The organism is Herbaspirillum sp. CF444, assembly GCF_000282135.1.
Taxonomy (GTDB): domain Bacteria; phylum Pseudomonadota; class Gammaproteobacteria; order Burkholderiales; family Burkholderiaceae_D; genus Herbaspirillum.
This window is the reverse complement of record NZ_AKJW01000068.1, coordinates 1-22112: the sequence shown is the minus strand read 5'-3', so window position 1 is coordinate 22112 and position 22112 is coordinate 1. Positions and strand designations below refer to the sequence as shown.

At 60.8% G+C, this 22112-nt stretch carries 19 protein-coding genes; 11 read left to right on the top strand and 8 right to left on the bottom strand.

Annotated features, from left to right (window positions below):
- Window positions 1-6: 6 nt before the first annotated feature.
- The 5 genes from ppa to hemC form a co-directional block, all read right to left on the bottom strand.
- Entirely contained in the window at window positions 7-546 is a 540-nt protein-coding gene (ppa, locus tag PMI16_RS16085; RefSeq protein WP_007881393.1) for an inorganic diphosphatase, read from the bottom strand.
- A gap of 169 nt (window positions 547-715) precedes the next feature.
- The gene (locus PMI16_RS16080) at window positions 716-1915 is read right to left on the bottom strand and encodes a heme biosynthesis protein HemY (RefSeq protein ID WP_007881390.1); all 1200 of its coding nucleotides are present in this window, start codon (window positions 1913-1915) and stop codon (window positions 716-718) included.
- A 17-nt stretch (window positions 1916-1932) separates the two neighbouring features.
- The gene (locus tag PMI16_RS16075) at window positions 1933-3111 is read right to left on the bottom strand and encodes a uroporphyrinogen-III C-methyltransferase (RefSeq protein ID WP_007881389.1); all 1179 of its coding nucleotides are present in this window, start codon (window positions 3109-3111) and stop codon (window positions 1933-1935) included.
- Window positions 3108-3890: a uroporphyrinogen-III synthase gene (locus tag PMI16_RS16070; protein ID WP_007881388.1), complete on the bottom strand. Its 783-nt coding sequence runs from the start codon at window positions 3888-3890 to the stop codon at window positions 3108-3110. Before PMI16_RS16070 ends, PMI16_RS16075 begins: the two co-directional genes overlap by 4 nt.
- Window positions 3891-3928: 38 nt before the next feature.
- Window positions 3929-4882: a hydroxymethylbilane synthase gene (gene hemC, locus PMI16_RS16065; protein WP_007881387.1), complete on the bottom strand. Its 954-nt coding sequence runs from the start codon at window positions 4880-4882 to the stop codon at window positions 3929-3931.
- 167 nt (window positions 4883-5049) lie between these two features.
- On the opposite strand from hemC, the gene ppc reads away from it, so the two are divergent.
- The 3 genes from ppc (at window position 5050) to PMI16_RS16050 (ending at window position 10051) form a co-directional block, all read left to right on the top strand.
- On the top strand, window positions 5050-7935 hold the full coding sequence (gene ppc / locus PMI16_RS16060) for a phosphoenolpyruvate carboxylase (protein ID WP_007881386.1): 2886 nt from the start codon (window positions 5050-5052) through the stop codon (window positions 7933-7935).
- 184 nt (window positions 7936-8119) lie between these two features.
- Window positions 8120-9049 (top strand): DMT family transporter, encoded by a 930-nt coding sequence (locus PMI16_RS16055; protein ID WP_007881385.1) that lies wholly within the window; start codon window positions 8120-8122, stop codon window positions 9047-9049.
- A gap of 66 nt (window positions 9050-9115) precedes the next feature.
- Window positions 9116-10051, top strand: a complete 936-nt coding sequence (locus tag PMI16_RS16050; protein WP_007881384.1) for a dienelactone hydrolase family protein — start codon at window positions 9116-9118, stop codon at window positions 10049-10051.
- 134 nt (window positions 10052-10185) lie between these two features.
- Here PMI16_RS16050 and PMI16_RS16045 read toward each other — a convergent pair whose 3' ends face one another.
- Window positions 10186-11013 carry an HDOD domain-containing protein gene (locus PMI16_RS16045; RefSeq protein WP_007881383.1) on the bottom strand — a complete coding sequence of 276 codons (828 nt, stop codon included), beginning with the start codon at window positions 11011-11013 and terminating at the stop codon, window positions 10186-10188.
- A 331-nt stretch (window positions 11014-11344) separates the two neighbouring features.
- Between PMI16_RS16045 and argH the strand changes: the two genes are divergently transcribed.
- The 7 genes from argH (at window position 11345) to PMI16_RS16010 (ending at window position 19433) form a co-directional block, all read left to right on the top strand.
- On the top strand, window positions 11345-12736 hold the full coding sequence (gene argH / locus PMI16_RS16040; protein ID WP_007881382.1) for an argininosuccinate lyase: 1392 nt from the start codon (window positions 11345-11347) through the stop codon (window positions 12734-12736).
- A 409-nt stretch (window positions 12737-13145) separates the two neighbouring features.
- Window positions 13146-14312: an ABC transporter substrate-binding protein gene (locus PMI16_RS16035; protein WP_007881380.1), complete on the top strand. Its 1167-nt coding sequence runs from the start codon at window positions 13146-13148 to the stop codon at window positions 14310-14312.
- A 242-nt stretch (window positions 14313-14554) separates the two neighbouring features.
- Window positions 14555-15436: a branched-chain amino acid ABC transporter permease gene (locus PMI16_RS16030; RefSeq protein ID WP_007881377.1), complete on the top strand. Its 882-nt coding sequence runs from the start codon at window positions 14555-14557 to the stop codon at window positions 15434-15436.
- 4 nt (window positions 15437-15440) lie between these two features.
- Window positions 15441-16331: a branched-chain amino acid ABC transporter permease gene (locus PMI16_RS16025; protein ID WP_007881372.1), complete on the top strand. Its 891-nt coding sequence runs from the start codon at window positions 15441-15443 to the stop codon at window positions 16329-16331.
- Window positions 16331-17092, top strand: a complete 762-nt coding sequence (locus PMI16_RS16020) for an ABC transporter ATP-binding protein (RefSeq protein ID WP_007881370.1) — start codon at window positions 16331-16333, stop codon at window positions 17090-17092. Before PMI16_RS16025 ends, PMI16_RS16020 begins: the two co-directional genes overlap by 1 nt.
- Window positions 17089-17817, top strand: a complete 729-nt coding sequence (locus tag PMI16_RS16015; protein ID WP_007881369.1) for an ABC transporter ATP-binding protein — start codon at window positions 17089-17091, stop codon at window positions 17815-17817. The genes PMI16_RS16020 and PMI16_RS16015 overlap by 4 nt, the downstream gene beginning before the upstream one ends.
- A 119-nt stretch (window positions 17818-17936) precedes the next feature.
- Window positions 17937-19433 carry a cryptochrome/photolyase family protein gene (locus tag PMI16_RS16010; protein ID WP_007881367.1) on the top strand — a complete coding sequence of 499 codons (1497 nt, stop codon included), beginning with the start codon at window positions 17937-17939 and terminating at the stop codon, window positions 19431-19433.
- Between the two features lie 419 nt (window positions 19434-19852).
- Here the strand turns inward: PMI16_RS16010 and PMI16_RS16005 are convergent, their stop codons facing one another.
- A complete protein-coding gene (locus PMI16_RS16005; protein ID WP_007881365.1) occupies window positions 19853-20833 on the bottom strand; it encodes an SDR family NAD(P)-dependent oxidoreductase in 981 nt (326 codons plus the stop codon).
- Between the two features lie 155 nt (window positions 20834-20988).
- Between PMI16_RS16005 and PMI16_RS16000 the strand changes: the two genes are divergently transcribed.
- Window positions 20989-21885 carry an AraC family transcriptional regulator gene (locus tag PMI16_RS16000; RefSeq protein WP_007881364.1) on the top strand — a complete coding sequence of 299 codons (897 nt, stop codon included), beginning with the start codon at window positions 20989-20991 and terminating at the stop codon, window positions 21883-21885.
- 5 nt (window positions 21886-21890) lie between these two features.
- On the opposite strand, the gene PMI16_RS26500 is transcribed toward PMI16_RS16000, so the two are convergent.
- The coding region (locus PMI16_RS26500; protein ID WP_237719877.1) for a hypothetical protein at window positions 21891-22112 on the bottom strand (222 nt) is incomplete at its 5' end.

Here is a 22112-nt window from a genome sequence, read left to right as displayed (position 1 = left end):
CCGGAATTACTTGGCTTGTTGCTTCTTGTAGGCTTCGACGCCCGCCAGGATTTCGGCCTTGGCGGATTCAGGACCTTCCCAGCCGTCGACCTTGACCCATTTGCCTTTTTCCAGGTCCTTGTAGTGCTCAAAGAAATGCTGGATCTGCTTCAGGCGCAGTTCGTTCATGTCTTCCGGCTTTTGCCAGTGCGTGTAGATCGGCAGCACCTTGTCGACCGGCACGGCCAGCAACTTGGCGTCAACGCCGGATTCGTCGGTCATCTTGAGCACGCCGATAGGACGGCAGCGCACCACGACGCCCGGGAACAGCGGGAACGGCGTGATCACCAGCACGTCGACCGGGTCGCCGTCTTCGGACAGCGTTTGCGGGATGTAGCCGTAGTTGCACGGATAGTGCATGGCGGTACCCATGAAACGGTCGACGAAAATCGCGCCGGTATCCTTGTCCACTTCATACTTGATCGGATCGGCGTTCATCGGGATCTCGATGATCACATTGAAGTCGTTGGGCAGGTCGCGGCCGGACGGGACGTTATTCAGGCTCATGGTGCTTTCTCGCAAAGAAATGAAGGAATCGGAAACCCGAGATTATAACGGCTTTCATGCCGGAAGCCGGAATCTGCACGATCTTGAGCGGTGGCAATATGAGAATCGCCGCTGGGCCCCGGGAGGAACGCAGCGGCGATTTCAGAGAAAATTCACGAAGGCAGCGAGATCAGCGGATCGCAGTCGCCAGCGCGCATTGCTTGTAATGCGCCGCAGCCTGTTCATGCTGATCCAGCGCGTCGTGCAATTGCGCCAGGCTCAGATGCGATTCACGCACGGTGCGCGGTTCAAGCGCATCGGACAGCGCCTGCTCCAGATGGCGCTGGGCCTTGCCCCACAGCTTCTGGCGCAAACAGAACATGCCCAGCGTCAGCGCCAGTTCGGCATCGGTGGGACGCTTGGCCAGCCAGGATTCGCAACGCTCGATCTGCGCCAGCAAAGCCGGCGAACCCGCTTCCGCAGTGGATTCGCGATAGGCGCGGATCAGACGGTCGTCCCAGTCGGCTGCCAGTGCGCGCTCCAGCAAGGTGCGCGCTTCGTCGTGCAGGCCGCGGCTGCTGAACGCCTGCGCAGCGCGTGCGGCGATGAAAGGCTTGAGACGATCGGCATTCGGCACCTCGGCCCACAGGCGGCGGATCGATTCGGCGTCGTGCGAACGATCCGACAACAAGGCGTCATAGGACATTTCGCGCAGGCGGTTGGACAAGGCCGGATGCAAGGCATTGCGCTTGTCCAGCGTCTGCACCAGACGCAGCACTTCGGGCCAGTTCTTGGCTTGCTGGTTTGCCTTGAGCGCCCATTGCAGCGCCTGGATGTGGCGCGTGCCGTTGGCGTTGAGTTCTTCGACGGTTTCCAGCGCTGCCTTGAACTGGTGATCGTCGACCAGCAGTTCCAGACTGGTCATCAGTCGCGCCGCCTTGAGTCCGTTGTCGCCGTCGGTGCTGGCCAGCCAGATGTCGCGGCGCTCGGTCTGACGCATGCGATGCGCGGCGCGGGCGCCGACCAGGGCCGCGATGCCGGCGTTTTCAGGCAATTCGGCAGCGCGCGTGGCGGCCTTTTCGGCGTGGCCGAAGCGACCTTCGAAAAAAGCTTTCAGAGAATCGCGCAAGGCCTTGTTGCCGTCGTTTTCGCGCTTCTGGCGCCGATAGGCGATCACGCGGCCTGGCAGTTTCTGCGTCAGGCGCACGGCGCGGATCAACACGTACAGAGCGATGAACAGGACGATGACCGCGAACAGGAAGAAGTTCAGCGACAGGTCAACCCGATAAGGAGGATAAAACAGCACCACGTTGCCGGGATTGAAGCGCGCCAACACCGCCAGGCCGATGGCGGAGGCAAACAGGGTAAGAAGCCAGAGGAGAATTCGCATATAACTGTTCTGCCGCTTTAATTGACGCGCCGGCTTTTGTAATTACGCACCGCGTTGATGCTTTCGCTGAGCGTCGGCATCTGGATCGACAGGTTGCTGCCCTGAACTTGCTTCAACAGCGCCTGCGTGGTCTGCACTTGCTTGGCGCGGGTGTCGAAGTATTTGGCTATCGTGTCCTGTGCTGCGCTCAGGTCGTTGCGGAAAGCGAATTCGTTGCGCGACAACAAAGCCAAGCGTGCATTGAGCAGGCGCAGCTTGAGGTTTTCGCGCGCATAGTAGGCTTGCGTCGGCGACAGCAGCAGCGCGTCGGGCGTGTCGACGCTGCGGATGCGGACCAGCTGCTTCAGTTCCGTCCACATTTCCGAACTGATGCTTTGCCACTTGTCCTGGGCGTTGGCCAGCCAGTCGTTGGCAGGCTCGGCATCGGCAGCTTGGCCCTTGCCGTTCGGCTTGGCAGCCACTTTGGGCGCCTGGCGGACGGGTTGCTTCTTCGGTTCGGTCACGGAAACGACCGGCTTTTCATCCGACAGCAAAGGCATGTTGTCGATCTGGCCGATGATGCTGTCGAGACGCACGGCGATGCCGGGCACGTCCACCGTCGGCAAGGCCTTCAGGCGATCCTGGTCGCGCGCGATGGCGCGGCGGATGGCGATGAACTGCGGCTTGTCCGAGCGCGACAGGCTCTTGTCGGCGTTTTGCAGCGCGATCAGCGCGCCCTGCACGTTGCCGGCCAGTTCCAGTTGCTGGCTTGCGGTCGACAGCACTTCTTCGATTTCGGACAAGGCCCAGTCGTCGCGATTCTTGGAAAGGTCCTGATAGAGCTGTTCCAGCGCCAGTTGCTGGCTTTGCGATTCGGCCTGCTTGCTGTCGAGCACGGTGACCTTGGCCTGCAATTCCTTGGTGCTTTCCTGCACGGTCTTCAGCACGCTTTTGACTTCGGTGTTGGCGACGTCGCCGGTTTGCAGACGGCGCGCGACTTCTTCGCGCAGGCCGCGGATCTCGGCATGCGACATCCACCATTGCGCCACCAGCACGATGGCCAGCACGACAATGAGGAAAGTCAGCAGCCGCAGGCGTTTTTTCAGCACGCCGTTGTCCGAAGGTGTGAAGGAAGGGAGCACCATGCTCGCCTGCAGTCCGGGATCCGCTTTCGCGTCCGGCTGGTTCTGGTCGGGGGAGGATTGCAGTTCGTTCATGGTCGGGATTGTAACGCGGCAAGCAGTCGTTCGTCGCCTGATCCGGTCATGGTCACATGGGAGAAAGCCAGCGATCGCGCTGTTTCAGCGATCCTCTGGTGCGAAACGATGATTTCGTTGCGTTGTAGTTTTACCACATAGTCCTTGCCGAGAGCGTCCAGGGTGATCTGGAGTAGGTTGCGCAAGGCCTCGGAACTGGTGACTACCCAGTCGCTGCCGGCATCGATCAAGGTGCGCAAATGCGCCTTCTTCGGTTCGTCGATCACCGGCAAAAGACGCTGATAAGCCGTCACGTGATCGACCTCGATTTGCCCGGCGCGCAGCATGTCGGTCAAAAAGTCGCGACCGGCCTGGCCGCGCACGATCAGCACGCGCTTGCCGCGCAGGATGTCGAGATCCAGCGCCTTGAACAATTCTTCCGAATCCATGCGTTCGCTGTTGCGCGGCGCATGGATGACCGCGTTGCCGTCATCGACGCCGTGGCGCTGCAAGGCCAGCCGGCTTCCTTCGCCGACGATGCCGATGGCGACCTGCCGCGGCCACGCAGGGATGAATTGGAAAGCGGCGTCGATGGCATTCGGACTGACGAACACCGCCATCGCATAGCGATCAAGCACCGACAACACGCCTTGCAGCTCGGCACTGTCGGCCACCGGCGCGATCTCCAGCAAGGGAAAAATCACCGGCACGCGGCCAATCTGCGCCACTTGCTCCGCAAACGCGCCGGCCTGCGCCAATGGGCGCGTGATGACGACCGGCCTGGCACCGCGTTCTTTCATCGCACTCCCTTCAGAAGTGGCAAAGCAACAGGAGATGGCTAGTCCGCACCGGCAGCGTCCGCCTTGCATGCCGCCAGAATCGCTTCGGCGCCCTGCGCCTGCAGCAGATCGGCGACCTGCCGGCCCAGTGCTTCGGGTGCATCGGCCGGGCCGCTGGCTTCGGCGGCGGCAATCTGCTTGCCGTCGGGCGTGGCGACCATCGCGCGCATGTGCATCTTGTCGCCCTCAATGGTGGCGAACGCCGCCAATGGAATCTGGCAACTGCCGCCGAAAGTGCGCGACAGCGTGCGTTCAGCCGTCACCGCGCGATCGGTCGGCAGATGATTGATCGGCGCCAGCACGCGTTGCAGATCGGTGCGATCGGCGAGGATTTCGATCGCCATCGCGCCTTGCCCCGGCGCCGGCAGGCTTTGTTCCGGCGCGATCGCCGAGCGGATGCGCGATTCCAGGCCGAGGCGCTTCAGCCCCGCCACGGCAAGAATGATGGCGGCATACTCGCCGCGGTCGAGCTTGGCCAGACGCGTATCGAGATTGCCGCGCAAGGGCTTGATGACCAGGTGCGGATAGCGCGCCGCGATCAATGCCTGGCGACGCAGGCTGCTGGTGCCGACCACCGCGCCGTGCGGCAGATCGTCGAGTCCGGCATAGTCGTTGGAGACGAAGGCGTCGCGCGGATCTTCGCGCTCCAGAATGCCGCCCAGCACAAAACCTTGCGGCAGCTCCATCGGCACGTCCTTGAGCGAGTGCACGGCAAAATCGGCGCGTCCCTCCGCCATGGCGACTTCCAGCTCCTTCACAAACAGCCCCTTGCCGCCGACCTTGGACAGCGTGCGATCGAGAATCTGATCGCCGCGCGTCGTCATTCCGAGAATGATTATGCTGCACTGCGGATATAATGCTGCCAACCGGTCGCGTACATGCTCGGCTTGCCACATGGCGAGACGGCTTTCGCGCGAAGCGATGACCAGCCTGGAGGGAGGAAATTCTTTCAAGAGGGCTCTTCCGGTAGTCGCCGAGTCATCTGTGAAGGTGCCCGGCGCATCAAAAATATAAAAATAGTGGAGGCAAACAAGTGAGCCAAATTCTAGCACGCAGCACCACTGACAGTTCGACCAGCACGCCCGACTTTCTCCTCTGAAAACCGTAGCAATTGTTGATCATGCCAATCAAACCACAAACTAAAACTTCTGCTCGCAACACCCCCGGCTCCACCGAAAAACGCCCCGTCAAGTCCGCAGACAAGGACGCTCCGCTCAAAGAAGACATCCGCCTGCTCGGCCGTCTGCTCGGCGAAGTGCTGCGCGACCAGGAAGGCGACGCCGTCTTCGAAGTGGTCGAGACCATACGCCAGACCGCCGTGCGCTTTCGCCGCGAATCCGACGCCAAGGCCGGCGCCGAACTCGACAAGCTGCTCAAGAAACTGACGCGCGACCAGACCAATTCGGTGGTGCGCGCGTTCTCGTATTTCTCGCACCTGGCCAATATCGCCGAAGACCAGCACCACAACCGCCGCCGCCGCGCCCACTTGCTGGCCGGCTCGGCGCCGCAACCGAGCAGCGTGGCCTACGCCCTGTCGCGCCTGGACAATGCCGGCGTCTCCGGCAACACCGTGCGCAACTTCCTGTCGGAGTCGCTGATCTCGCCGGTGCTGACCGCGCACCCGACCGAAGTGCAGCGCAAGAGCATCCTCGATGCGGAGCGCGAAATCGCCCGCCTGCTGGCGCTGCGCGACCATCCGCTGACGCCGAAGGAACTGCGCGACAACACCGAACTGCTGCGCGCGCGCATCGCCACGCTGTGGCAAACCCGCATGCTGCGCTATACCAAGCTGACCGTTGCCGATGAAATCGAAAACGCGCTGTCCTACTACCGCATCACCTTCCTGCGTGAGCTGCCGGCGCTGTACGACGACATCGAAGAAGAGATCAACGCACAGTTTCCATCGCGCTCGCGTTCCCGCACCACCCCGGCGGAACTGCCGCCTTTCGTGCAGATGGGCAGCTGGATCGGCGGCGACCGCGACGGCAATCCCAACGTCAACGCCGGCACCATGCAACGCGCGCTGCAACGCCAGTCGACCACGATCTTCGATTTCTACCTCGACGAAGTCCACGCACTTGGTGCCGAGTTGTCGATCTCGACCCTGATGGTCGACGCCAGCGCTGACTTGCTGGCGCTGGCCGACACCTCGCCCGACACCTCCAACCATCGCGCCGACGAACCCTACCGCCGGGCGCTGATCGGCGTGTATGCGCGCCTGGCGGCGACGGCCCGCAATCTCGGCGTGGTCAACATCCTGCGTCAGGAAGTCGGCGCCGCCGCCCACTACGACGCTCCCGAAGAATGCATCAGGGAACTGCAGGTACTGATCGACTCGCTCAACGCCAATCACGGCGCTGCCCTGGTCAAACCGCGCCTGGCGGTGCTCAAGCGTTCAATTGAAATTTTCGGTTTCCACCTCGCCACGCTGGACATGCGCCAAAGCTCCGACGTGCACGAACGCGTGCTCGGCGAATTGTTCGCCAGCGCGCAAGTGGAGACATCCTATGCGGGCCTGAGCGAAGAAAAGAAGATCGCGCTGCTGCTGGCCGAGCTGTCCAAGCCGCGCCTGCTGTACTCGCCCTACCTGACCTATTCGGATGAAACCAATTCCGAGCTGACCATCCTGCGCACCGCGCGCGAGATCCGCCAGCGTTACGGCGCGCGCGCGATTCGCAACTACATCATCTCGCACACGGAGACGGCCTCCGACTTGCTGGAAGTCTTGCTGCTGCAAAAGGAAACCGGCCTGCTGCACGCCGACGCCAAGGATCCGTCCAAGCTGGTCGAACTCGAACTGATGGTGATCCCGCTATTCGAAACCATCCCCGACTTGCGCTGCGCCGCCGACATCATGGAGCAATGGCTGTCATTCCCGCTGGTGGCGCCGCTGATCGCCAAACAAGGCAAGTTGCAGGAAGTGATGTTGGGTTATTCCGACTCCAACAAGGACGGCGGCTTCCTCACGTCCAACTGGGAGCTCTACAAATCCGAAAACCGCCTGGTGGAATTGTTCAACCGCGCCGGCGTCAAGCTGCGTCTGTTCCACGGCCGCGGCGGCACCGTCGGCCGCGGCGGCGGTCCGAGCTACCAGGCCATCCTGGCGCAACCGCCGGGCACGGTCAACGGCCAGATCCGCCTGACCGAACAAGGCGAGATCATCGCGTCCAAGTTCTCCAATCCGGAAATCGGTCGCCGCAATCTGGAACTGCTGGTCGCCGCGACGCTGGAAGCCAGCCTCATGCCGGAAACCACCGATGCGAAAGAGACCCGCAAGCTGGCCGAGTTCGAGCACGTCATGGAAGACCTGTCGGAACGCGCCTATCAGGCCTACCGCAACCTGGTCTACGAAACACCGGGCTTCACCGACTACTTCTTCGCCTCGACGCCGATCGCCGAAATCGCCGAACTCAACATCGGCTCGCGCCCCGCTTCGCGCAAATCGACGCGCCGCATCGAAGACTTGCGCGCGATTCCATGGGGCTTCTCGTGGGGTCAGTGCCGCCTGCTGTTCCCGGGCTGGTACGGCTTCGGCAGCGCGGTGTCGGGATGGCTGCAGGAAGGCGGCGCCAAAGAAAGCGCCAAAAAACTGGCGACGCTGCGCGCCATGTGCAAGGAGTGGCCGTTCTTTGCCGCCCTGCTGTCGAACATGGACATGGTCTTGTCCAAGACCGACCTCGCCGTGGCCTCGCGCTACGCCGGACTGGTCGCCGACCGCAAACTGCGCACGGCGATCTTCGGGCGTATCGTCAGCGAGCATGAGCGCACCAGCCAGTTGCTCGGTTCGATCACCGGCAACAAGGATCGCCTGGCCGGCAATCCGCTGCTGGCGCGCTCGATCAAGAACCGTTTCGCCTATCTCGATCCGCTGAACCACTTGCAGGTCGAACTGATCAGGCGCCATCGCAGCACGGCGGCAGCAGGCAAAAAGGTCGAAGAGCGCGTGCAGCGCGGCATCCACCTGACCATCAACGGCGTCGCCGCCGGCCTGCGCAATACTGGCTGACGCAGTAGCGGTTCTGCGCGTACATCGGCTTGCAGCACGCCGATGTACGCAGACGCCGTCCTGATTTGCCGTACACATTTCGTTTCCTGCACACCATCAGGAAAAACACGATAGCAAGTTTCGGAGTGCCCGGGCATCATTCTTCCTCAAGAATGATGCCCCTCCTTCTTTTGCCGGACCGCCGATGAAATCCGCCGACCTGTTCCGCCTGCTCGCTCTGTCCGCCATCTGGGGCGCAAGCTTTCTGTTCATGCGCATCGTCGTGCCGGAACTGGGCGCCCTGAATACGGCGTTTTTCCGCGTGCTGTTCGGCGCGGCCGGCCTGCTGCTCATCTTGGCGGCGCTGCGCGTAAAATGGCGGTTTGAGGGAAAACTGCGCGCGGCGATGCTGCTGGGCGCCATCAATTCCGGCATCCCTTTCGTGCTGTACAGCCTGGCGGCGAAGGTGCTGCCGGCGGGATACTCCGCCATTCTGAACGCAACGACGCCGTTGATGGGCGTGGTCATCGGGGCGTTATTTTTCGGTGACACACTGACCGGCCGCAAAGTGGCAGGCGTCGTGCTCGGGTTGGCCGGCGTTGCCGTGCTGACCAGGACCGGCCCGGTAGCCTTCGACACCGCGACTGTTTTCGGTGCGCTGGCCTGCCTGCTGGCCACCAGCTGTTACGGCCTGGCGGGTTTCCTGACCAAGCGCTGGATCACCGATCGCGGCGGACTGGACAGCAAACTGGTGGCGTTTGGCAGCCAGTTGGGCGCGGTTGGGCTGTTGTTGCCGTTTTTTGCGATAAGCACCGGCATGCAAGGCACGCCCTTGCACGGCAGCGCTGGTACGTGGTTTGCTTTGCTGGCATTGGGATTTGTGTGTTCGGCGCTGGCCTATATTTTATTTTTCCGATTAATTGCCGATATAGGACCTGTGAAGTCGTTAACCGTTACTTTTTTGATACCGCTTTTCGGCGTATTGTGGGGGTGGCTGTTTCTCAATGAACAATTGTCCTGGGCTTACGCCGTGGGAGGCGCATTGATCGGGGCGGCGCTGCTGCTGGTGTTGAAGCCGGCAACCGCGAAAGCAACATCGCAAGACAGAATCGACAGCAAACCAACGTCGGCCTGAAGGCTCGCCCGCCCGACCGCCTGACCGACCGATGGTTGCACACATAAATATTTGGGGAAGTTCGCCATGAATATCCGGGGTAAAACCATTGCATCGCTCTGCCTGACTGGGCTGTGCGTACAACTCGCCGCTACTTCCTTTGCTGCAGCGCCCGCCGCCAAGCCGGCTCCGCTGCCGCCTTTGCGCACCGACCGCGTGTTCCTGACCAGCGTCGAATCGCCGGGCGGCAAAGCGACCGCCTTGTTCGGCTTCTGGTTCAAGGGCAAAGGCAAGGCGGACAAGAAACCGACCATCATTGCCATGCACGGCTGCGGCGGCCTCTACAGCAGCGTCAACAAAGAGAAAATCGAATTCACCCCGCGCCACATCGCCATGGCGCGCGCGTTGACCGACGCCGGCTACAACGTGCTGTTCCCGGACAGCTTCACGCCGCGCGGCCGCCGTTCCATCTGCCAGGAAAGCCAGGCCCAGCGCGAAGCCAGCAGCGCCAACCGCCGCCTCGACGTGCAGATCGCCCTGCGTTGGCTGGCCACGCAGGAAGACGTCGACTACGCACACGTCGGCATGGTCGGCTGGTCGCACGGCGCCACGACGATCCTGGCAGCCATGAATCTGGCCCAGACGGATGTCGCGGTCCGCAAGGTGCAACCCAAAGCCGCCGTTGCCTTCTATCCGACCTGCACGCCTTACGCCGGCAGCCGCACGCCCTACAAACCGGCTGCGCCGATGCTGATCCTCATGGGCGAAAACGACGACTGGACGCCGCCGGAAGCGTGTGAATCGCTGGAAAAGAAAACCGAAGGCAGCGACACCGGAATCACCCTGCGTCTCTACCCAGACACTTACCACGACTTCGATGCCCCGGGCCTGCCCATGCATGTCCGCATGGACATCCCCGGCGCCGGCAAACGCGGCGAAGGCGTCACCAGCGGAGGCAATGCCGATTCGCGCGCGGAAGCCTATCGCGAAATGCTGAAGTTCCTGAAAGACAAGCTGGAGTAGACGCGCGGGGACATGTTCCCGCCAGTAAAAAAGCGGATGAGGCGCAAGCCCCATCCGCTTTTTTTATCGACCCACGCGTCCGGCACGATTCGCGCCGCGGTCCGATCAGAGATTGGAGGACAGAAAAATTCCCCTCAGGAAATCAACTCTTCCATTCCGGCGCCCAATTCCGCCAACGGAGGCAATTCATCAAGCAGCACCTCCGGCTTCACGCCCAGCTTGGCGGCGACTTCCTCCGGGAAAGTCGACTCCATTTCCTCGCGGGAATACTTATTCTCTTCCGCACGTGCGCGCCATGCCGCGATATGGATAACGGCAGCGATCTTGTTGAATGGAATGACTTCCAGCGGCCTCGGGAACGACTTGATGGCCTCGGAAAACTCGTTGGGGAAACGCCAGCGCTTCGCCAGCTCCGCGCCGACGTCGGCAAAGTCGTAGCCGAACGACGTGTGCTCGACATCGAGACGGCGCGCATCGATAGTGCTGGCGATCTTGTCGACCTGCAAGGTTTGCTCGGGCATTGCCGCATGCATGACCAACTGGCCGATGGCGTGCATCAGGCCGACGGTGAAGCCCAGGTCGGAGTTGAGCCCCTGCTTCTTCGCCAGCCATTTGGCGACGATCGCGGTATGCAGGCTGTAGCGCCAGAACAGCTTGAGATCCACGCCCGACATCGACTTGAAACTGCCGGTCAGGCCGGTGCTGACCACCAGCGTGCGCACGGTCATGAAACCCAGCATCAGCACGGCGTCGTCGACGGTGCCGATACTGCGCGAGACATGATAGTAGGAGGAATTCGCCAGACGCAGCAGCTTGGCGCTCAACACCTGATCGGCGCTCAGTTTCCTGGCGATGTCTTCGATCGACACATTGTCGTTGTTGAAGCTCTCGATGACTTCCTGCACGACTTTGGGAATGCTGGGCAATGCTGCTTGCTGTTGAAACAATGCTTCAAAATTCATGAGACCTCTCCCCGGATGAGACCACTGGAGCCTGTCAGATAATTCTTGTTAACAAGCCCGAAAAAATCGAATTGCTTGGATTTACAAACAGCAATTCGAGTATCTTCAAGATTTGGCAAGAGTGCAATGTTTTTTATGCCACGTCCTCTTGATAGTCCATGGATGTTGCCATCATGCCGACGTCGGCGCCACGCAGAAAATCCCTATTGACTTGCACCGGCACTGCCGCCAATTTACATCCCGCCAAGGTCTGCGCCAAGCCCGGGCGCGCCGTGGCGTGGCTCAAATGTCATCGACTTGCTATAATCGCGTATTCTCCGGGACCCCCACTATGACCGCTCAATTATCGAAAAAAGGCGAAGCCTGGTCGGCTCGCTTTTCCGAACCCGTTTCCGATCTGGTGAAACGTTACACCGCCTCTGTCTTCTTCGACAATCGCCTGGCGCAATTCGACATTCAAGGCTCGCTTGCCCATGCAGAAATGCTGGCGCATCAGCAGATCATCAGCGCGCAAGACTACACCGACATCCAGCGCGGCATGACGCAGATCAAAGGTGAAATCGACGCCGGCAAGTTCGAATGGCTGCTCGACCTCGAAGACGTCCACCTGAACATCGAAAAGCGCCTGACCGAACTGGTCGGCGACGCCGGCAAACGCCTGCACACCGGCCGCTCGCGCAACGACCAGGTCGCCACCGACATCCGCCTGTACATGCGCGCCGCCATCGACGACATCAACGGCCTGCTGCGCGACCTGCGCGCGGCGCTGGTGGATCTGGCCGAGCAACACGCCGACACCATCCTGCCCGGCTTCACCCACATGCAAGTAGCCCAGCCGATCACCTTCGGCCACCACGTGCTGGCGTATGTTGAAATGTTCGGCCGCGATGCCGAGCGCATGGCCGATGCCCGCAAGCGCGTCAACCGCCTGCCGCTGGGCGCCGCCGCGCTGGCCGGCACGACCTTCCCGATCGATCGCCTGCGCGTGGCCAAGACGCTGGGCTTCGACGACGTCTGCCGCAATTCGCTCGACGCCGTCTCGGATCGCGACTTCGCCATCGAATTCTGCGCCGCCGCCGCCCTGGTCATGACCCACATTTCGCGCATGTCGGAAGAACTGGTGATTTGGATGAGCCCGCGCGTCGGCTTCATCGACATCGCCGACCGCTTCTGCACCGGTTCGTCGATCATGCCGCAAAAGAAAAACCCCGACGTGCCGGAACTGGCGCGCGGCAAGACCGGCCGCGTCAACGGCCACCTGATCGCGCTGCTGACCCTGATGAAAGGCCAGCCGCTGGCCTACAACAAGGACAACCAGGAAGACAAGGAACCGCTGTTCGACACCGTCGACACGCTGACCGACACGCTGCGTATTTTCGCCGACATGGCGCGCGGCATCACCGTCAAGCCGGACGCCATGCGCGCCGCCGCCCTGCAGGGTTACGCCACCGCCACCGACCTGGCCGACTATCTGGTGAAGAAGGGCCTGCCCTTCCGCGACGCCCACGAAGCCGTCGCGCACGCGGTACGCACCTGCGTCGACCGCAACTGCGACCTGTCGGATCTGACGCTGGACGAACTGCGCACCTATTCGCCATTGATCGAAAACGACATCTTCGGCGTCCTGACGCTGGAAGGCTCCGTCGCCGCGCGCGACCACATCGGCGGCACTGCACCGAACCAGGTGCGCCTGGCGATCGCGGAACTCCGCAAATCGCTGTAAAGCATAAAGAAATAAAGCAATAAAGAAATACCAGCGGCATCCGAACCGCCAACGCGCCCCGGATGCCGCTGTACTGAGTCTGTACCAAAAGTAGCAGTGCGAGGTAATCGGCAGGACCGCTCCGTCTTCGAATGGAGCAGCATCAAATCCGTCATCAATGTTATCAGTGTCATCTCCGCCTCGGCGGAGCCAGCAGACCGCCGCAAGGCAACTTACCAGGTTGCAGTGCAGCAGTGTGTTTAAACCGGTTTACGGTATTCTTGACCGGTTGTATCCCAAAGGCCGCACGACGGCCTACAGAGGATGGAGCAAAATAAGGGAGTCCCATCAAAGACTGCCTGCGTCGGTTACCCCCGGCTCATATTTCGCATCATCCTCTATAAGAATATCTAACCAAGGAGAGAACCCGATGCGATTCAACATGCTTAAAACCGCTTTAAAGACCTTGCCTGCGCTGATGATCGGCGCCACCCTGGCAAATGCAGCATTGGCCGCCGACGTCAAGCTGGGCCTCGCCGCCGCGCTGACCGGCCCTGCCGCCAAGTACGGCGTCGCCATCAAGAACGGCTTCACGCTGGCCGCCGACGAAATCAACGCCAAGGGCGGCGTCAACGGCAACAAACTGGTCCTGATTGCAGAAGACGAACAAGGCAAGAAAGAAGAAGCCATCAACGTCTTCAAAAAACTGATTTTCCAGGACAAGGTACTGATGGTCTTCGGCCCGACCCTGTCCAATTCCGCATTCGCTGCTGACCCGATCGCCAACGCCGCCAAGGTCGTCGCTTTCGGCACCAGCAACACCGCCGACGGCATCACCGCCATGGGCCCGTTCACCTTCCGCAACTCCGTCATGGAAGCCGACGTGCTGCCGGTTACCGTCAAGGCTGCCGTCAAGCATTTCGGCATCAAGAAGGTCGCCGTGATCTACGGTAACGACGATGCGTTCACCAAGTCCGGCTACGACGTCTTCAAGGCGACGCTGGAACAGCAAAAGATCCCGACCACCACGACCGAAGCGTATGCCAAGGGCGACGTCGACTTCAAGGCCCAGCTGACCAAGATCAAGGCCGGCAATCCCGACGCCATCGTCTGCTCCTGTCTGGCGGAAGAAGCTGCGAACATCATCCTGCAAACCCGCGCGCTGGGCATGAAGCAACCGTTCATCGGCGGCAACGGCCTGAACTCGCCGAAGCTGTTTGAAATCGCCAAGGATGCAGGCGACAACACTCTGATGGGCAGCCCATGGTCTTCGGAAAACCTGACCCCGGCCAACAAGGCGTTCATCGCTGCGTACAAGGCCAAGTTCGGTTCCGAGCCTGACCAGTTCTCCGCCCAAGCCTACGATGCACTGCACGTGGTTGCCGAAGCGCTCAAGAACGTCAAGCTGTCCGGCGCACTGGACAAGGACCGTGACGCGCTGCGCGTTGCCCTGCCTGCCGTCAAGATCGACGGCGCGACCGGCAAGTTCGCCTTCCGCCCTGCTCCTGCCGTCGCCGGCAAGCAAGTCGGTTTCGATGCGCAGCAAGAAGCCATCGTCAACATCGCCAAAGGCGGCAAGTTCGTTCTGTTGAAGTAAGTCTCGGCGGAAAGAACAAGCTCAAAGACTCCGGTATTTTTTACCGGAGTCTTTTTGTTCCCGCTGCTCAGTTAGCGTCACACGTTTTACCCAATCGCGAAAAAGAACAGGCTAGCCAAAAGCCGCTTTTCTGATGTAACGAGGGATACATCGCCAGCCTGCCAGCGCATGCATGTTCATGCATAACTGACGGATGAGACCGGCGCTCCTCACTATTCGTCACCACTCTATTCGCAGGTCCTATGTTAGAACAACAACTTATCAACGCCCTTTCGCTGGGCAGCGTCTATGCGCTCTTTGCGCTTGGGTTCACGCTGGTGTTCGGCGTGCTCGGCGTCATCAACCTGTCGCACGGCGCGATCTTCATGCTGGGCAGCTACGCCGCCCTGCTGCTGGTCGAAAAAATGTCATTGCCGCTGTGGCTGGCGATGCTTGCCGCAATGGTCGCCACCGGACTGATCGGCCTGATCGTCGACTTCCTGGTGCTGAAACCATTGCGCCGCCGCAATGCGCCCCACCTGATTCCCATGATCGCCACCATCGGCGTGGCGATCATGCTGACCAATCTCGCGCAAGGCCTGTTCGGCGCCGAGAACAAACGCTTCCCGGTCGGCACCATTCCGGAAGACAGCGTCACCATCGGCAACCTGCACGTCACCGCGGTGCAAGTCGGCATCGTGGTCATCGCCTTCGTGCTAATGATCGTGCTGCTGGCCGTGATGCGCCGCACGCAACTGGGCCGCGCGCTGCGCGCCATTGCCGAGTCTCCGAAAGCCGCTTACCTGCTGGGCATCAACGTCGAGGGCCTGTTCTACCTGACTTCGTTCGCGGCAGCAGCCCTGGGCGGCGCGGCGGGCGTGCTGGTCGGCCTGTCGTTCAACGCCATCTCGCCCTTCATGGGCCAGCCGATGCTGCACAAGGGCATCGCCGTCATCATCCTGGGCGGCATGGGCGACATCCGCGGCGCGATGATCGGCGGCCTGTTCCTGGGCTTTGCCGAGGTGCTGACCGTGGCTTACATTTCGAGCGACTTCCGCGATGCGGTGGCGTTCGGTCTGCTGTTTTTGATTTTGTTGGTCAAGCCTTCCGGCATGTTCGGCAAAGTGCTGGAAAGAAAGGCTTAATCCCATGAACATGATGGAATGGTGGGATGGATTCTGGGCGACGTACAACACCGTCATCTTCAGCGTCGGCGTCAACGCCATGCTGGCCCTGTCAATCTACGTCACGCTGTCGTGCGGCCTGCTGTCGCTGGCCAACGCAGCGTTCATGGGGATCGGCGCTTACGTCGCGTCCCTGATTACCATGCAGGCAGGCCTGCCCTTCCCGGTCGCGCTTGCGGCCGGCGGGATCCTGCCGGCGCTGGTGGCGCTGGTGATCGGCATCCCGACGCTGCGCCTGTCCGGCGTCTACCTCGCGATGGCGACGCTGGGCTTCGGCGAAGTGGTACGCGTGGTGGTGCTGAACATGGAAATCACCGGCGGGCCGATGGGTCTGAACGGCGTGCCGCCGGTCACCGAATGGTGGCACATCGTGCTGCTGCTGGGCGTGACCGTGTATTTCCTCGCCCGCGTACGCCGCTCCAAGATCGGCCGTGCGTTTGAAGCGATCAAGGAAGACGAAGTCGCCGCCCGCCTGATGGGCGTCAACGTGGCCGGCTACAAGCTGCTGGCCTTCGTTATCGGTGCCGCCATTGCGGGCGTTGCCGGTGCCTTGAATGCGCACTACACCTTCACCATCGGCCCCAACAACTACGGTTTCGAAAACGCCGTGGATATCCTGACCATGGCCGTGTTCGGCGGCACCAGCAACCTGATCGGCCCGATGATAGGCTCGACCATCCTGTCGCTGCTGCCGGAAGTGCTGCGCCATTTCAAGGACTTCCGCCTGGCCGCCAACGGCCTGATCCTGATCCTCGTCGTGCTGTATCTGCCGAAGGGTATCTGGGATCCGCGTCGTATCCGCGCATTTATGCAACGCCGTAACAGCAACAACTCTGCAAGCAAGAAGGTGAACTGATGCTTTTACAATTCAACCAGATCAGTAAAAACTTCGGCGGTTTGCAGGTCCTGCAAGGCGTCCAGTTCCACGTGCCGGAAGGCGGCATCTTCGGCCTGATCGGCCCCAACGGCGCCGGCAAGACCACTGTCTTCAACCTGATCACCGGCCTGCTGCGCGCCTCCTCCGGCAACATCGTGTTCGACGGCCAGGACATCGGCAACGTCGCCCCGCACAAGATCACCGAGCGCGGCATTGCGCGCACCTTCCAGAACATCCGCGTGTTCAAGGAAATGACACTGCTCGAAAACGTCGTGGTCGGCATGCACGATCATCTTGACTATGGTTTCGGTAGCCTGCTGCTCAATCTCGGCTCGTTCCGCAAGATCGAAAAGGAAGCCCGCGAACGCGCGCTGGAACTGCTGTCGTGGGTGCGCCTGGACCACAAGGCCGAGATGCTGGCCGACAGCCTCTCCTACGGCGAACAGCGCAAGCTGGAATTCGCCCGCGCGCTGGCGACCAGGCCCAAGCTGCTGCTGCTGGACGAACCGGTGGCCGGCATGAACCCGGCGGAAAAAACCGAGCTCATGGCGGAAATCGTCAACATCAAGCAGCGCGGTTTCTCGATCTTCATGATCGAGCACGACATGCGTTTCGTGATGGGCCTGTGCGACCGCGTCGCCGTGCTCAACTTCGGCAAGATCATCGCCGAAGGCACACCGGATGAGATCAAGAACAATCAGGAAGTGATCGAGGCCTACCTCGGCAAGGAAGAAGCATGAGTCAAACCGTCCCCAAAGTCATTCTGCAAGTCCAGGACCTGGCGGTTTCCTACGGCCACATCGAAGCCGTAAAAGGCATCAGCCTGACCCTCAACGAAGGCGAAATCACCGCGCTGGTCGGCGCCAACGGCGCCGGCAAGAGCACCTCGCTGCTGGCGATCTCCGGCCTGGTCAAGGCCTCGCGCGGCAAGGTGCTGTTCAACGGCGCCGACATCACGCAACAGTCGCCGCACCGCATCGTCGGCAGCGGCGTGGTGCAAGTCGCCGAAGGCCGCGCCACGCTGACCACCCTGACCATCGAAGAAAACCTCGCCCTGGGCGCCTACACGCGCAAGGACAAGGCCGCGGTGGCCGGCGACCTGGAATGGGTCTACTCGCTGTTCCCGGTCCTCAAGCAACGCGCCAAAGGCCTGGCCGGCAACCTCTCCGGCGGCGAACAGCAAATGCTCGCCATCGGCCGCGCGCTGATGGCCAAGCCCAAGGTCTTGCTGCTGGACGAACCGTCGATGGGCCTGGCGCCGTTGATCATCCAGGAAATCTTCCGCATCGTGCAAGAGATCAACAAGACCGGCATGACGGTCCTGCTGGTCGAACAGAACGTGCGCCAGGCGCTGCGCATCGCGCAACGCGGCTACGTGCTCGAAACCGGCAAGATCGTGCTGGAAGATACCGGCGCCAACCTGCTGCACAATCCGAAGGTGGTCGAAGCCTATCTGGGCGGTTGATCGCTGCAGTGTTGCAAGACGCATTGCGACGATAAACACAGCGGCCTGACGGCCGCTGTTTTTGTTTGTATCGCCCGGATGCTTTACCATCGGACGTTATTGCTTTCACCAACTCCTCCATGCCGACTTTCAATTCCGCCCTCGTGTGGTTCCGCCGCGACCTGCGCATCAGCGATCACGCCGCCTTGTACTACGCGCTCAGGCAAAGCAAGCAGGTGTATTGCGTCTTCGTCTACGACCGCGACATCCTCGACGCGCTGCTCACCGATGGCCTGCAGGCCGATCGCCGCATCGAATTCATCCTGGCCTGCATCGCCGAACTCGACGCCGCCTTGCGCGCTGCCGGCGGCGCGCTGATCGTGCGCCATGCCCCGGCGCAGCAAGACATCCCGGCGCTGGCGGCGGAACTCGGTGCCGATGCCGTCTTCGCCAACCACGACTACGAACCGCAAGCAATCAAACGCGACGCCGCCGTCAAGAAACAATTGGAGCAAGACGGCCGCCAGTTGCTGACTTACAAAGATCAGGTCATCTTCGAAAAAGACGAAGTACTGTCGCTGGCTAGCCGCCCTTTCTCCGTTTTCACGCCGTACAAAAATGCATGGATGAACAAGCTGTCCGGTCCCGGCGGCGACTTCTATCTCAAGCCTTATCCGGTGGATGCCTATTTCGCACAACTCGCGCCGCCGTCCAAGCAGCATCACAAGGCTCTGCCGACGCTGGATGACCTCGGATTCCTGCCGACCAATCTGAAGGACCTGCGTATCCCGACCGGCATGTCCGGCGCGGCGCAATTGCTTGAAGACTTCCTGCCGCGTCTGGGCAAATACGGCGACACGCGCGACTTCCCCGCTGTCAAAGGACCGTCGTATCTGTCGGTGCATCTGCGCTTCGGCACGATCGCCATCCGCACATTGGTGCGTGCCGCGGTCGACGCCATGCGCATCGGCGCAGGCCGCCGCGGTGCGCCGGTGTGGTTGTCCGAGCTGGTGTGGCGCGATTTCTATTTCATGATCCTGTTCCATCATCCGCGCGTTGTTGAACGTTCCTTCAAGTCGGACTACGACGCGATTCAATGGGAGGGCGGCAAGCGCGCCCGCGAGAGTTTCGCGGCGTGGTGCGAGGGACGCACCGGTTATCCGCTGGTGGATGCGGCGATGCTGCAATTGAACCAGACCGGTTACATGCACAATCGTCTGCGCATGGTGACGGCGAGTTTTTTGACCAAGGATTTGGGGATAGACTGGCGTTGGGGGGAGAAATATTTTGCGGATCAGCTTAATGACTTCGATCTGTCTGCCAACAATGGCGGGTGGCAGTGGGCGTCTTCTTCGGGGTGCGATGCGCAGCCTTATTTTCGTATCTTCAATCCGATTACGCAGTCGGAGAGGTTTGATGCGGAGGGGAAATTCATCCGGCGGTATTTGCCGCAGCTGGCTGGTTTGCCGGACAAATATATTCATGCGCCCTGGTTGTGTCCGGCGGATTTGTTGAAGGCTGCAGGGGTGACGTTGGGAAAGGATTATCCGTTGCCTTTGGTGGACCATGCTGAGGCGAGGAAGAGGACGTTGTTGCGTTATGCGGTGGTGAAGAAGGATTTGGGGGAAGAGGCGTGAGTGTTTGCCTTCTCTGGTGTTTTGTTCCGACTTTCTTTTTTGGTAGCTGATTCTTTTCTTTCTTCGGACGACCGTGCCGGGGGTAGCCCGGCGGCTACTCACTTTTCTTGTCTCGCCAAGAAAAGTAAGCAAAAGAAGCGACCGCTGGGTCGTAGCCCCTTCGGGGTCCCCGGCGTCGTCAGGCGCAAATCGGGAGAAAAAATAAACTCGCTGCGCTCAGACAGATTTTTTCTCTTTATCCGATTTGCACCCGCCGACACCGGCTACTCTCAAGCGGACTTCTAGACTGGCTCGCTTCGCATCGCCAGTCTTGTTGAGACCATTGATGCATCAACTTCTTCCGCCTCGTTTGTGTCGTCCCAGCGAACGCTGGAACCCAGTGGCGTCAGCGCTCACCTGATGTCGGCGTTACCGATGCTTTAAAACTTCTCCCCCACGAGCTCCCCCGCCTTGACCCACAACGCATCAGCCCGCTTAGCATCAATTGCATAGGGACGCACGCCGGCACTGAATGCGCTGACGACCGCATCATCCGACAAGATTTCCCCAACATGACAATCCTCGCAATAGCGTCCGCCGATCATTTCTGCATCAGCGACGATGCCGGCCCACAGGGTTGTCGCCGCTCCTTGCGCGACGGTTTTCACTTCAAACGGCTGATGTCCTTGCGCCAGATGCTGTTCATTCATCGCCGCGAATGCCGCCTGGAAGGCTTCCGGTTCCATGTTGCGGATCAGTTCCGTCAGAATCACGCCGGGATGGATGCTCGCTGCGCGCACGCCGCGATGACGATGGCGCGCGTCGAACGCGACGGCCAGCAACGCGTCGCCGGTCTTGGAACGGCCGTAGGCAACCCATTGATCGTAGGGCGTATTCGCAAAGTTCGGATCCTCAAGATCAACGTCGGCGAAACGATGACCATTGGAGGACAGTACGATCAAGCGAGCCCCCTCCCTCATCAAGGGTGCAAGACGGTTAGCTAATACATAGTGCCCCAGCACGTTGGTGCCGAACTGAAGTTCGAATCCGTCTTTAGTGTGCTCAAACGGCGTGGCCATGATGCCGGCGTTGGCGACCACCAGATCGAAGGGTTTCTGGGCCGCGACCATTGCATCGCTGACTGCTCGCACCGACGCCAGGTCGGCCAGATCCATCTGGACGATTTCAAAACAGCCGCCGCTTTGTTCCGCCGCATCGCGCACGACTTTCGTGGCGGTGTGTGCTTTGTCGAGATCGCGCACCGTGCCGATCACTTCAGCGCCGCGCGCCACCAGGGCACGTGCCGTTTCCACGCCCAGACCGGCCGAGACCCCGGTGATGAAGGCGCGTTTGCCGTGCAGATCGATATTGCCCAGCACGTCGTCTGTTGTCGATTTCGCATCGAAGTGTTTGATAGTCAAGATTTTCTCCTGTGAAGTTAAGGGCGCGCAGTGACCGCGCCCGTCTTGCCCAAGATACGCTCCCGACCCCGTGCTTACTCGCCGAAACTGCGCAAATTCTTGCCTGATCCGCTCATTTCCTTGATCTCGCACTCAAGCCCTGTCAGACTGGCTTCATGAAAGACTTACTTGATCAGATGTGCCGCCGGGTGCTGCGCCACGCCGACGACAAGCAGCTGGAGACCGCCATTCCGCGGCTTGCCATCGGCGCTTTCCGGCAACCGGAGCCGACCTTCACGGCCGTTGCCGCCGGGGTCTGCATGGTGCTTCAGGGCGCCAAACAGATGATGGTCGGCAAGAAGATGCTGCGCTACGGCGCGGGCACTTGTTTCGCCTCGCTGATCGAATTGCCGACGACCTGCTGCATTTTCGAGATGGACGGCGACCAGCCCTATCTCGGGACCGGCTTGACGCTCGATCACGCGCTCTTCACCGCACTGATCGCCGACATGCCCGAAGAGCCGTCGAAGAAGGAGTTCCTGGGATTCCACATCGGCATGGTTTCGCGCGAAGTGCTGGAAGCGTGGGATCACCTGCTGGCCCTGCTCGACACACCGAAAGACATTCCCATTCTGGCGCCGTCGAGAGAGCGCGAGTTGCTGTACCGCCTGCTGCAGAGTCCGCATGGACCGCTGTTGCGACAGATAGCGCGCGAAGAAGGCAAGCTGGCACAAGTCAGAAGAGCCATCGACTGGATGCGCAACCACTACGATGAATCATTCCCCATCGAAACCGTGGCGGAAATCGCCGGCATGAGCGTCGCCTCCTTCAACAGACACTTCCGCGTGGCGACATCGACGAGTCCTCTGCAATATCAAAAGACGCTCAGGCTTCAGGCTGCACGACGCCTGCTGGCATCCGACGTCGACGCCACCCGCACCGCCTACGCCGTGGGCTACGAAAGCCCGTCGCAATTCAGTCGCGAGTACTCACGGCTGTTCGGACGGCCCCCAAAACAAGACGCTTCGCGATTGCGAGAGAACATCAGCGATATTTCCAGCGTGGTAGTTTGAAACCTTCATACGCCGTCGTCCCAGCGAACGCTGAGACCCAGTGGAGTCAATGCGTCGCCCAACCGTCGACACGACACTGGGTTCCAACTTACGTTGGAACGACGAAATAAATAAGGACAAAGAAGTGAAAACCATCGCAGTCCCCTGGCGATGCGCAGCGAGCCAGTCTCGAAGTCCGCTTGAGAGTAGCCGGTGACGGCAGGGGGAAAACGGATAAAGAGAAAAAA